This window comes from Citrobacter sp. Cpo126 (genome assembly GCF_030332445.1).
Classification (GTDB): Bacteria; Pseudomonadota; Gammaproteobacteria; order Enterobacterales; family Enterobacteriaceae; genus Citrobacter; species Citrobacter portucalensis.
The window spans coordinates 1-12,903 of record NZ_JAOWHT010000039.1; the positions used below are offsets into that span (position 1 = coordinate 1).

Here is a 12,903-nt window from a genome sequence, read left to right on the forward strand (position 1 = left end):
GCGGCCATGTATCCCTGCGCAGGGCTCTGTACATGCCAGCGATGGTGGCAATAAGTAAAACGGAATGGGGGCGGGCGTTCCGCGACCGTCTGGCAGGAAACGGTAAAAAAGGGAAAGTGATAATAGGCGCAATGATGCGCAAGCTGGCGCATGTGTCTTACGGTGTACTGAAATCAGGTGAGCCGTTCGATGCGTCGAGACATGGGGTGATAACAGCCTGAAGGGAAGATGAATCAGGAAAAAACAGCGCCTGACGGCGCTGTGACTGGTCGTGCCTGCTATCCGTAACCGCGGAACCTGAAAAGGCTTGCAGGCGATAACAGTATCTACGATTTGCACGCTGCCGTAGGCCGGATAAGGCGCCAGCGCGCAGATTTGTCTGCAAAACGGTTTTACACAATAGCCGCAATCACTATGCCTGATGCGCTGCGCTTATCAGGCCTACGATTTACACGCTGCCGTAGACCGGATAAGGCGCCAGCACGCAGATTTGTCTGCAGAACGGTTTTACACAATAACCTCAATCCACTATGCCTGATGCGCTGCGCTTATCAGGCCTACGATTTGCACGCTGCCGTAGGCCGGATAAGGCGCCAGCGCGCAGATTTGTCTGCAGAACGGTTTTACAAAATAGCCGCAATCACAAAGCCTGATGCGCTGCGCTTATCAGGCCTACGATTTGCACGCTGCCGTAGGCCGGATAAGGCGCCAGCGCCGCATCCGGCTAAAACATCAGAATTTCCAGGACACACTGCCGACAATGCTGCGCTCGGCGCCGAAGTAGCAGTATGAGAGCGAGTTACAGGCTGCAACGTAGCGCTTGTCGGTCAGGTTGTTAACGTTCAACTGCGCGCTCAACCCTTTAATGCCGATATTCGTTAAGTCGTAACCAATCACCATATCCACCAGTGTGTAGGACGGCAGGGTGTGAGTATTCAGGCGATCGCTGGTAATACCGTTAACGTAGCGCACGCCTGAACCCAACGTCAGGCCGTCCAGCGGACCGCTTTTCACATCGTAGCTAAGCCAGGTACTGGCCTGGTTACGCGGGGCGTACACTGCGCGCTTGCCCTGTTCTTCCGGGCTGCTTTTCTTATAGCGAATGTCGGTATAGGTATACGCCGCCTGCAAACGGAAGCTATCCGTCAGTTGGCTAATTGCCTCCAGCTCCACCCCTTCAGATTCAATTTCCCCAATCGAGCGGTACGGATCGGTCGGCTCTTCTTTGGTGGCTATATTCGTCTGATTGATACGGAATACCGATGCGCTGAACTGGCTGTTGAGTCCTTCCGGCTCATATTTCAGCCCGGCTTCCCACTGCTTGCCTTTCATCGGATCCAGCAGATTGCCGTTCTCATCGGCAAAGCTGGTTGGCGTAAAGGCAGTGGAATAACTCACGTACGGCGCAAAGCCGTTATCGAATAAATAGAGCAGCGCGGCACGGGTACTGAAGTTGTTTTTATCCAGATCGCTGCGAGTATCCTTGATCTTATCAATGTTAGAAACGCTGACCTGATCGTAGCGACCACCGAGCGTAATACGCCAGCGATCCCATGACATCTGATCCTGCAAATAGTAACCCGTCTGGCGCAGCTTGTGTTTCTCACGCGCATACATGTCGATGTAATCAGGCTTCGCGCCGTACACTGGGTTAAAAGCGTCAATCGGCGGGAAAGCGCCGTAGTAACCGGTAGTATTGTTGCTGCGATCCTGATAGTCGATCCCCACCAGCAGACGGTGGTTTACCTGCCAGGTATCAAAGCTGCCGTCGAGCTGGTTATCCAGCGTAATCGCCGACATTTTTTCATCGGAGCCGGAGTAACCGCGATTAAGCTCGGTTTCATTCAGCCAGCCCGCCGCATACACCTGATTCAGCTCAACGTCGGTATGCAGATAGCGCAGCTTTTGCCGCACCGACCAACCGCTATCAAACATATGCTCAATGTTGTAGCCCACCATGTTTTCACGGCGATCGTATTTGTCGTAATCATCCTCGCCTTCGTAAAAGGTGTTGGAGATCTTTTGCCCGTAATGCGGAACCACGGTGCCGTCATACGGCAGACCGGAGTGGCTACCGCCTTCCGGGTCGCGGTGCAGATAGGCCATCAGATCCAGACGCGTCTGGTCGGTGATACGCCAGGTCAGGCTGGGCATCAGCGCGTAACGCTCTTCCTTCAATGGACCAAACTGCGAGTCCGCGTAACGCGTCATCCCGCTCAGTCGCGCCGCCACGCGATCGTTATCATCCAGTGCCCCGGTGACGTCAAACGCCGCGCCGCGCTGGTTATTGTTGCCGGCAAACAGCTTCACCTCACCGCCCGCATCAAACGACGGCTTACGTGAGGTCAGAGCCACAATGCCACCCGGGGAGGAACGGCCATACAGTACGGAAGCCGGGCCACGTACGACTTCGATATCTTCGAGGAACCACGGATCGACCACCAGCGAGCTGTGTGAGTTGGTGTCGCCCATCATCTTCAGACCATCAAGATAGACGTTATCCAGGCTACCGTCAGAAAAGCCACGCAGCACGATGTAGTCAAAGCGGTTGGAGGCGCCAATCTGATTGCTGTACACACCCGGCGTATAGCTGACGGCCTGCCGCACGCTGGTTGCGCCCTGCTCTTCAAACTGTTCACGGGTAACGATCGATACCGACTGAGGCGTTTCAATATCCGGCGTGGCAAGCTTCGTGGCCCCGCTCTGCATCTGCGAGGTGACAACCACCGTATCGTTTTTTGTTGTTTCCTGCGCCAGCAGAGGAAAAGCCACGCTGCCGGTAACCCATCCCACCAGCAGCGCCAAGCGAGTCTTCGCGAACATGAATATCTCCAAAGGCATGTCTAATTGTAAGTGAGAATTATTACCTTTTTGCTGACGGAGATAGCTATGCCGGATGCCAGGTTGCCTATGCGCAGTGCCAAATTGTCAGGAAATCACGTGCGTAAAACGCAAATATGGATTAGCAAAGTTTGAGCAAATCACCGGGTGAAAAGCCGTAACGGCGGCGAAAAGCGGTAGAAAAGTTGGTGGCGTGCTGATAACCCGACATCCAGGCCGCCTGCTGTACGCTATATCCTTCCAGTAGATAGCCGCGTGCACGTTCCAGACGGCAATCGCGCAGGTAGTCGAATACCGAACAGCCATAGGCTGCGCGAAACTTACTGCGCAGGCTGCTGGGACTCATCGCTGCGCGTTGGGCCAGTTCATTAAGGGTGTAGTCATTTTCGGGACTCTGCTCCAGCAGTCGGCGAACGACCTCCAGCCGCTGCTGCTCACCGCTCGCCGCAAGACGTTTACCGCTCTCGACCTGACACACGCTGAGGCCATGACCAAACAGTTGTAATATCAGCCCTTCCAGCATCAGCTGACGAGAAACATGGCTAATCGTACTCTGCTGCGCGTACTGCAGTCCGCTGAGTAAAAAACCCGGCACCTGCCAGATAAGCGTCGGCGTCTGGCATCTTTCCCACTCACGCATCAACGATTCGAGCAACCCCGTGCGACACGCGCCGTCGGGATACAAACCGAGCGATAATGTCCGCAGTTTACAATCAGCATGATGACGGGCACGCATCGTCTGGTGCTCACTCAGGCGTGAGCTAAACGCCATGCCGGAGCGCACCACGTGCTCCTGTCCGTTAAGCGTCAGGATCACGCAGCCTTCCAGTACCACCAGCATATACAAAGGGCTGTCGTGACGAGAGGTTGTTTCGTAGGGTTGCAATACCTGTACGTCGGAGTGCGTCACGCACATCCCACATGGGAGAGTCATCTCCTCAATTTCACCTTGCAGAACAGGGCTGCCAGACGGTAAATCCGGCCTTTGTGCCAGCTGGGGAAAGCGGTAATCGATCCCGTAGCGCTCACCAAAATCCATAAACTCGCTGACGGAGAAAGTGCGAGCGACGCGTCCGGAGGCATTCAGGGCGGTGGTATTGTTCATGCTGTCTTCTGCGCAGAAAATGGGATTAACGGTTTATAACTGAAGCAACATTACCATTACCTGCGCAATACGACAATAATAATGAGAACCATTATCAATATGGGTGATTAGCAGAATAAACAGCTTAATCCAGCCAGTTTAGATCTGCCGAGGAGACACACGGCGCAGCCTCTTTTAACCAGCGATACAGCAGCTCAATATTTCTAAGCCGTGTTGAAGTCTTTGGCCAGACAAGGTAATAGCCCTCGCCAGTCGCTACCGCATCTTTAAACGGTAACGCCAACATCCCTGCCTGAATGGCCGCCAGGCTTAACAGCAGGTCGGCAACGGACACGCCATGACCGCTCATCGCGGCAAGACTGCCCTGCTCCAGGGTGTCGAACACTTTGCCTCGCGCAAGATTCAACGCCGGAAACTTCCCGGTGCGTTGCAGCCACCGACGCCAGTCACGGCGATCCGCTGAGGGATGAATCAGTTCACAGGCAGAAAGATCGCGCTGCGCCTGCACCAGCAGTGCGGGTGAGCACACCGGGATAAGCCACTCCTGAAACAGCAACCGGCTGTCGGTATCGTCACCAAAATGGCCATTCCCTAACAGGATCGCACAGTCATACGGTTCACGACCGAAGGATACCGAATCGGTATCCATCCAGACGCTGGAAATTTCGACAACCGGGGTCGGATGCGCTTCACGGAAATGACGCAGCACGTCCAGAAGCCAGCGCATCGTCAACGTAGACGGCGCTTTCAGCCGTAGCTCATGACTGCTGCTGCGAAAGGCATGACACGCGTGTTCCAGACTCTGAAACCCAGCCGTCAACTGCTGCGCCAGCCCTTGGCCAGAAGGCGTTATCTCGATACGCGGGCCGCTGCGGACAAATAGCTCACAACCAAACCATGCCTCCAGCGTGCGAATATGACGGCTTACCGCGCCCGGCGTCACGTTAAGTTGAATAGCGGCTTTACTGAACGATCCCAGACGGGCTGCGGCTTCAAAAGCCCTCAGGGCATACAACGGAGGTAGCGTCATTCTCAGCTTCTATATTGAGTTTTACTCACAGTAGAGCGCAGTTTTATTCGTTTTTCAATGCGCCACGCAGGCGGAATACTGATGGAAAATATCATCAGGATAATCAGGTATGAATTTCACTTTACTGGCTGCCTATAGCCTCAGCGTAGTAACCCTGCTGTTAACTCCGGGTCCTGTCGTGGCGCTGATTACCACCACCGCGTCGCAGCACGGCTATCGCCGGGCCTTTCTCACGCTGATTGGCACTAACGGCGCTTCTTTAGTATTGATTGCTCTGGCTGCACTGATGCTAGCTGGCGTGGTTTCAATCTCTGCGATATGGCTTGGCGTACTGGGTCTTGTGGGATCGTTGTATATCGGTGTGATGGCGATTAACGGCCTGCGGGCCAGGGACTCAAACTCCGGACTGTGTGCGCCAAAACGCAATAACAGCGGGCTTATCCATGGATTTCTGACAGGTGTCGCTAACCCAAAGGACATTTTGTTTTTCGTAGCATTTTTTCCCCAGTTCATTGCTATTACGCAAGATTTCACCACCAGCATTCTGACGCTAACGCTGGTGTGGGTTATTTTTGATGTTACGGTGTTGTCTTTTTACATCATGGTTTTCAAACGCTGGATGCCAGAGCGGTTTGCCAGACGCAGCGTTTTTATCTCCTCCCTGTTTCTGCTCGCGGTGGCGGTGTTTGGCATTATTTATAATGTACACGCGCTACAAATGCTCTCACCCGCGATGTGATCCCCAACGAATTGTTCAGCCAGACATCTCATCTTGCACCGGGAGGAATAAAATAAGAACAAATCGACATTAATATTATTAATGGATTTATAAACCAGGATTCAGAAAATATAGACGATAACATTTTCCTGGCGTTCAACTGGCACCCTCACCCATGACAATGCATCAACGGCGACAGGTGCCATTTCATTTTCTAAGCGAAGTAGAGGCGTGTTGCCATCTGGCACAACCGTGCTTTCACCGATCTCAAGAACGCCCCGAAAAGAAATGGACACATTGTCTGGCGTATCCGACAACCTTATCCATTCGGTTGTAATCACTAACTTTCGAGTAAACATTCGCTGTCCTTTGCGCGTGGTATATGTCCGATAATTTCACAGGTAGATCAATACACTCTTTGAACAAACAGAAATTTGTCCCCCATATCTGTTAAGCATTACTTAACAGAAAGAAAATTGAAGTAATAAAACTCATTCGAAATATGTTTCACAAATTCAACCGGCAGGTTATGTTTGATGAACGTTAACTTTGCAAACTCAATATCGCCGTACACTCGAATACAGAAAGGTTTGACTATCTCGCCCTGCACGCCAAAGCACTCCTGAAGCCGGGTGTCATCCATAAAAATAAAGTCACCTTTTCTGACCTTCATACTTTCATGAAGGCCTTGCCACTTCTCCGGAGTGAGCAGAAAGCTCTCCCATCCATTATTTCTCAACACTTCAATCGTGTGAGTAAATTTAAAATAGTCGTTTTGCATTGTCACATCACCGCTCGATGTGGCGTACAAATATTCTATTTTAAATTTAAGTTGTGCATTGAGGCTTTTTTTCTTCCCCTCATCAATTAACCACTGAAGCTCACTGACAATGCTCTTCGAAAAGATTTTTCTTTTTTTTGCAATAGCCAGCCAATGCATAATGAATAGATGCTCTGACATTTTAGAGTAGATTTTATGATCCTTTATTGCAATACCAATTGCGACTAACGCACTCCAGGTAAAGGCTTCCAGATCATCCTGATAATGATGTCGTAGCGTACTAACTCTTCCAGAATCCCTTACCACTTAAACCTGCCCAAATAAATCATCATTGTTATTCCACGTCATTCTTGTATTACTCTATTAAAAAATTACTACAACTAAAATCGCCAAAATATGATCCAGATTAACTTATCCCTATGTAATAAACGTGCAAATATAATACATCATACTTATTAATCATTAATCAGGGGTGGCTCAACAATGACTAATAAGAATAATGCGATAAAGATAAAGGTTAATAATAATCACCAGTAATCAATATCACCTTCTGTGATGAGGCCGGTAAACAGAAAAAGCAAACTACCGGGCATTCAGCAAGCCGGAAGTTTGCTTATTACAGACGAAGTTAATAGAAAATACCGATGATCAGGGTATGCGTTACAAAGCCCACAATCAACGGTACGGCGGTACGTTTAACCACATCAAATGGCGTTATTTTCGCCCCACTGGAAACGGCAATCACCACGCCGGAAACCGGTGAAATTGCCCGCCCCATATGTGATGCCTGCTGCATCGGCAGGATCATGGCAACAGCGTTAGCGCCCATACTTGCCGCGATTTGCGGGATCAGCTCAACGAAAGCAAGGAATGGCGCATTACCCGATCCCATAATAATTGCTGCCGCCAGCGTCACCAGCGCAAACACCACCGCCATAGCAAATGGAGGTAATCCCACGTGCTCCGCCATCAGGATTAATTGATCAATGGCACCAATAACTTTAATCCCGTGAGCAAAAACACCTGCCGCAACCAGTAACCCAACCACCCCGGTAAAGGCAGTGCCCATGCCTTTAAGGAAATGGCTGAATCCTTCGCATACTGACTTTAAATCACGCACCCGCAGCCACTCAATCAACATGCAGACAGCCATCGAAATGAGCACAATGGTGATAATATTCAGGTTAATACCACTGACGAACATTTCCGATGATCCCACCGCCATCAATATCGGAAGCATCGGGAGAAGCGCATAAAAAGCCGGGGCTTTTCCTGAATCAGTCACCTCAGCGCTACCGATTTCCCGTGGAAGCGTCCCCGCTTTACGGTCGCAATGCCGCTGCCAGAAGAAATGGCAGATGCCGACGACCAGCACGGTTGCCAGCGCTGCGGGTCCCTGGTGGTAAACAACGTATTCCACCACATCCATATTGACCGCTTTAGATCCCCTGATAGCATCGATGGCCGTCGGGGTATACGCCACACCAAGCGAGGTGGCAATAACCCCAGCAGCCGAGGCCGCAGAAAGCCCTAACCCCAGCATAATGGGGAACATCGTCCCCATCAGCAACACGGCAAGCCCGGTAGCGGATGGGATGGCCAACTGCAGGAGGCTGGCGAGCAGATAGGAGAAAAATAGAAGCACATAGGGCGAACGCAGCGCGCGCAAAGGTTTCGTCACGACCCGCACAACCGCTTCATTTGCCCCGATATGATCCATGTAATGCGCAAATCCCATGAGCGCCATAATCATCAGGCCGAGATCGGCAGCACGCGTACTAAAGAGATCGCGCATCACCTCGAAAGGATCGAGAAATGAAATCCCCGTACTGGCAACGCCCTTCGGTAATACAGAACCCCATCCGGTTAACGCCGTACAAATCATCAACACCAGGCCCGCAATGAACAGCACGGGTTCAGCGCGATAACCTTTCAGTATCAGACGCGCGACCACCACGATAACCAGTAGGGCAATTAACACCTGAATCATGACTGAGCTCTCCTCTGCGCGAACTCAGCAAAGGTTTCCTCAATGACCGCTACCACCACATCGCTGGCGGCTCGCAGTGAACGCACCGGTAGATATTCATAAATTGAATGAAAGTTATGGGCACCGGTAAAAATATTCGGGCAAGGCAGTCCTTTCTGCGATAGCACTGCGCCATCATACCCACCACGCATGGCGACAGGTTGCGGGGTAATGCCACACTTCTGATACGCGCGTAACGCAATATCAATCGGGTAGTGTGCATCGCCCTGCAAACTATTGAACACATTGGCATAGCGATCGGTTAAATGGCAGACCACGCTGTTTTCTCCCCACAGCGCGCAGGTGCTGACGGCAAGCTGACGGATATATGCCATACGCGCCTTATACCCTTCTTCGGTAAAATCCCGGATATCCAGCTTAAGTACCGTACGGGCGCTGTTACCCTGAAGCTGTTTTACCCAGTAATACCCTTCGCGTCCTTCCGTATACTCAGGCGCCTCTCCTCCGGGCAGCATCGCAATAAACTTATGCGCCATCAGCAGAGAGTTCTTCAGCTTACCTTTGGCCGACATAGGGTGCGCGGACTGGCCGGTAAAGATGATTTCCGCATCACCCGCGTTCCAGTTCTCATAGACAAACTCTCCAATGCCGCAGCAGTCCAGGGTATAGCCAAAATCAGCGCCAAACGCCGCAACATCAAACGCTTTTGCTCCCCGTAATCCCTGCTCTTCATCAGGAACAAAACCGACCTTCACCGGCCCATGCTTAATCTCCGGATGCGCTACAAGGTACTCCAGGGCATTCATAATCGCGGCGATGGCGGCTTTATCATCAGCCCCTAGCAGACTGGTACCATCCGTCACCAGCAGGTCATCACCGATATAATTTTTCAGTTCCGGGAATTCGCTTTCACGCAGATAAATATTCAGCTCCTGGTTCAGACACAAATCCCCACCGCTGTAGTGAAGACGTTGCGCATTTGTGTCCGCGGTCTGTTCTGCGCTGGTATCCAGATGACCAAAAAAGGAAACGACAGGGATGGTGTCATCGGTATTTCCAGGTAAGGTCGCGGTCACAATAGCAGTATCCCTGACCTCAATGTTTTCCATTCCTAATGCTTCAAGTTCTACTGCAAGTAGTTTTGCCAGTTCCATTTGACCAGGTGAAGAAGGCATTATCCCATTAGCACCATTTTCCCTTGAGGTCGTGGTATTGATTTTCGTGTAGTTAATAAAGCGTTCAACAATATCCATTCCAGGAGATCCTTTAATGTATCATTTACGAGGTACTGCAAGAGAAGACCTGCATACAGCGTGGGTTGAATAATCTGAGAACAAAATAAAATCAGCGCTCATCCCAGAACGCTGATTTTATGGGTGTTACGACAACGATTTATATAAAGGAAGATAAAAAAGGCCAGTAATTATACCAGTGATTAAAAACTCCTTTTGATTGATAAAATCATATTCCCTGTCTGTTTTTACTACATTTTCCATGGTGTTAAGCTAACAGAAGTCATAAACGGCATTTGTATGTCTAAGGGATAATAAAAATCATTTAGATTCTTGCCCCCGATACCGACACAAGACATACCATCGCTATATTTTTTTAATGAACAAATGCTGTAACAGCAACATGCAACCGTTTGCACCTCTCTACAAATAGCCACTTAACGCACTAAAATCCGTGAACAAAATCACAATTACTTCAAAAGCGAGAATTAACATAACGCTTAAAAACAGACAGTTATAAGAAAAACTATATAATACCCCTATAAATAAAGATGAAATTACACTATTCATCATGAAATAGATTCATAGCGATACTATTTCAACATTACCGTATGGTTCACAGCACAAAACCTGTCGTCATCACTAATGCAAGACAACAAGAACAATAATATTAAATTATCTATTTATGACGATTGTCAAAATTATACACAGGCAAAAAAAACCTCTCCCCTGAGAAGAGATTCAGGGCAGAGGTAATACGGGTGTTAAGGACATTTTTATAGTTTTGATGATAACAGAAGAGCTTCTTGCTGGATTGAGTATACACACTTCACAACGTTAAGAAAATTCCTAAAAATAATTAAAAGAAAACACCATTAAAAATCCTTTTTATAATAAAGACATGTTTATCAAATAAAACAAAATTAGGATAGGGAAAAATTAAATATCACTAATCTATAGTATGACGCAAGTGGGACTCACAACACATCATTACGGCCAATACCGCTACTGACGATGTCTGAATATTCAATAAATTTAATATATCCATACACCGCTCAGCTAACGAGAGTTAAAAAATTATAAAATAAGCTAAACGCAATTTTTCGTCATAGATCACATTTTCCCGACAGAACCATTCCCCTACTCGCCCAGGCTGGTATGATTCAGCAGGTAAATACCTATCAACCCAACCCGAGGCTTTGATGCTGGAGAATGTAATCATCAGATAATCAGCTTACCGACCTTTTCAGGCCGGACTGGTTATCAATGCGCCGAAATCGAATGCGGACACCGCTGTGTGTTTGCACGTTTTGCACATGATGATTAAACAGGTTTTCCAGTATGAATTTATCCCGTCAGGAACAACGTACCTTACACGTTCTCGCCAAAGGTGGCCGTATTGCTCACGTCCGCGATGCATCTGGTCGTGTCACTTCCGTCGAATGCTATAGCCGCGAAGGGTTACTGCTCTGCGACTGCACGCTCGACGTATTCAAAAAACTCAGAACGAAAAAGCTGATCAAATCCGTTAATGGTCAGCCCTACCGCATCAATACCACCGGGCTGAACAACGTTCGCGCCCAACTGGATAATCGCTAAGGAGAGAGAGATGGATATCCCGAAGATTTTTACGATCAGCGAAAGCGCACATCGCATTCATAATCCATTCACCGCGCAAAAATATGCGACGTTAGGTCAGGTTTTACGGATGGCACCAGGAACCCGCATCCTGGATCTCGGCAGCGGCTCGGGCGAGATGTTGTGCACCTGGGCACGCGATCATGGAATTTCCGGCGTTGGTATCGATATGAGCCAGTTATTCAGTGAACAAGCCACCCTGCGGGCAAGTGAATTGGGCGTCACTGAGCACGTGCGTTTTATTCATGCCGATGCAACAGGTTATATCGCCGAAGAAAAATTCGATATTGCCGCCTGCGTTGGTGCAACCTGGATTGCTGGCGGCGTTGCCGGAACGGTCAAACAGCTGGAACAAAGTCTCAAACCAGGCGGGATCCTGCTCATCGGCGAACCGTACTGGCGTCAGATGCCCGCAACGGAGGAGATCGCTATGGCTTGCGGCGCGACTTCAGTAGCCGATTTTCTTTCTCTGCCAGAACTTGTTTCGTCTTTCGACCTGCTCGGTTATGACGTGGTTGAAATGGTACTGGCTGACCAGGAAGGTTGGGACAGATACGAGGCGGCAAAATGGTTGACGATGCGCCGGTGGTTGGAGGCAAATCCGGACGATGAGTTTGCCGCCGAAGTCAGAGAGCAACTGAGAAGTTCACCAGTCCGCCACGTTGCATTCACCCGGGAATATATCGGGTGGGGCGTATTCGCACTCATGAAGAGATAATATATGCAGTCGGTATAGCCAGGCAGGTTATACCGACTTTTTCATCGCATCATCGCTTACTTCATTAATACTTCAACAAATTTAGCTAACCATTGCGGATGCGCGGGCCATGCTGGTGCCGTCACCAGATTGCCATCAACGTGGGCCTGATCAATGCCAATATCGGCATAATGTCCACCGCTCAGACGAACCTCGGGCGCACAGGCCGGGTAAGCGCTACAGGTCCGGTTTTCTAACACCCCCGCCGCCGCTAACAGTTGGGGCCCATGACAAACTGCGGCGATAGGCTTACCGGCAGTGTTGAAATCTTGCACCAGCTTAATGACATCCGGATTCAGTCGAAGATATTCTGGAGCACGCCCGCCGGGGATCAACAGTGCGTCGTAATCGGCGGCCCGCGCCTCGGCAAAATTCGCATTTAACGTAAAACGATGCCCCGGCTTTTCACTGTATGTCTGCGCCCCATCAAAATCGTGAATGGCGGTTTGAACGTAGTCACCCTGACTTTTATCCGGACAGACGGCATCCACACGATGCCCAAGCATTTGCAAAGCCTGAAAAGGCACCATCGTTTCATAATCTTCGACATAATCTCCGACCAGCATCAGTATCTTCTTCATTCACATCCCCCACTCACGGTTATTAATGATGAGAAATAACGGCCATCTTTACTATAGTCCACACGGTTCATGGCATTAATAAATACAACAGAACAATCGGCCAGATCACAATCCACGGCAAGGCCCGTCAGACGGGGGCTCATAGCCAACGGCGTGACATATGTTCATGCTGATAAATATAAATTATATATAAATATATAGTTGAGAAATTTTAATAGTAGCCAATTTCA

The 12,903-nt window shown here is 49.6% G+C and carries 11 protein-coding genes and 1 pseudogene; 4 read left to right on the forward strand and 8 right to left on the reverse strand.

Annotated features, from left to right (window positions below; all coding sequences use genetic code 11):
• A pseudogene (locus OGY17_RS18280) lies at nucleotides 1-221 on the forward strand (IS110 family transposase); the annotation flags it as partial.
• A gap of 511 nt (nucleotides 222-732) precedes the next feature.
• On the opposite strand, the gene foxA reads toward OGY17_RS18280, so the two are convergent.
• From foxA to OGY17_RS18295, 3 genes are all read right to left on the reverse strand, one after another.
• The gene (foxA, locus tag OGY17_RS18285; protein ID WP_100247269.1) at nucleotides 733-2,841 is read right to left on the reverse strand and encodes a ferrioxamine B receptor FoxA; all 2,109 of its coding nucleotides are present in this window, start codon (nucleotides 2,839-2,841) and stop codon (nucleotides 733-735) included.
• Between the two features lie 121 nt (nucleotides 2,842-2,962).
• Nucleotides 2,963-3,946, reverse strand: coding sequence for a helix-turn-helix transcriptional regulator (locus OGY17_RS18290; protein ID WP_071444609.1), 984 nt, complete (start codon nucleotides 3,944-3,946; stop codon nucleotides 2,963-2,965).
• A gap of 124 nt (nucleotides 3,947-4,070) precedes the next feature.
• Nucleotides 4,071-4,976 carry a LysR substrate-binding domain-containing protein gene (locus tag OGY17_RS18295; RefSeq protein WP_048236016.1) on the reverse strand — a complete coding sequence of 302 codons (906 nt, stop codon included), beginning with the start codon at nucleotides 4,974-4,976 and terminating at the stop codon, nucleotides 4,071-4,073.
• A 109-nt stretch (nucleotides 4,977-5,085) separates the two neighbouring features.
• On the opposite strand from OGY17_RS18295, the gene OGY17_RS18300 reads away from it, so the two are divergent.
• Nucleotides 5,086-5,715, forward strand: coding sequence for a LysE family translocator (locus tag OGY17_RS18300; RefSeq protein ID WP_286607977.1), 630 nt, complete (start codon nucleotides 5,086-5,088; stop codon nucleotides 5,713-5,715).
• 101 nt (nucleotides 5,716-5,816) lie between these two features.
• On the opposite strand, the gene OGY17_RS18305 is transcribed toward OGY17_RS18300, so the two are convergent.
• From OGY17_RS18305 to pepT, 4 genes are all read right to left on the reverse strand, one after another.
• Nucleotides 5,817-6,053 (reverse strand): hypothetical protein, encoded by a 237-nt coding sequence (locus tag OGY17_RS18305; RefSeq protein ID WP_020996594.1) that lies wholly within the window; start codon nucleotides 6,051-6,053, stop codon nucleotides 5,817-5,819.
• 98 nt (nucleotides 6,054-6,151) lie between these two features.
• Nucleotides 6,152-6,781 (reverse strand): DUF2913 family protein, encoded by a 630-nt coding sequence (locus OGY17_RS18310; RefSeq protein ID WP_286607979.1) that lies wholly within the window; start codon nucleotides 6,779-6,781, stop codon nucleotides 6,152-6,154.
• A gap of 322 nt (nucleotides 6,782-7,103) precedes the next feature.
• On the reverse strand, nucleotides 7,104-8,465 hold the full coding sequence (gene dcuC, locus OGY17_RS18315) for a C4-dicarboxylate transporter DcuC (RefSeq protein WP_057069055.1): 1,362 nt from the start codon (nucleotides 8,463-8,465) through the stop codon (nucleotides 7,104-7,106).
• Nucleotides 8,462-9,718, reverse strand: coding sequence for a peptidase T (gene pepT, locus OGY17_RS18320; RefSeq protein WP_071444615.1), 1,257 nt, complete (start codon nucleotides 9,716-9,718; stop codon nucleotides 8,462-8,464). Before pepT ends, dcuC begins: the two co-directional genes overlap by 4 nt.
• Nucleotides 9,719-11,038: 1,320 nt before the next feature.
• On the opposite strand from pepT, the gene OGY17_RS18325 reads away from it, so the two are divergent.
• Complete coding sequence (locus tag OGY17_RS18325; protein WP_003021255.1) at nucleotides 11,039-11,296, forward strand: YjhX family toxin; 258 nt, start codon at nucleotides 11,039-11,041, stop codon at nucleotides 11,294-11,296.
• Between the two features lie 10 nt (nucleotides 11,297-11,306).
• Nucleotides 11,307-12,053: an SAM-dependent methyltransferase gene (locus OGY17_RS18330; RefSeq protein WP_103015321.1), complete on the forward strand. Its 747-nt coding sequence runs from the start codon at nucleotides 11,307-11,309 to the stop codon at nucleotides 12,051-12,053.
• A gap of 56 nt (nucleotides 12,054-12,109) precedes the next feature.
• Here OGY17_RS18330 and OGY17_RS18335 read toward each other — a convergent pair whose 3' ends face one another.
• Entirely contained in the window at nucleotides 12,110-12,673 is a 564-nt protein-coding gene (locus OGY17_RS18335) for a DJ-1/PfpI family protein (RefSeq protein ID WP_003830885.1), read from the reverse strand.
• Nucleotides 12,674-12,903: the final 230 nt, after the last annotated feature.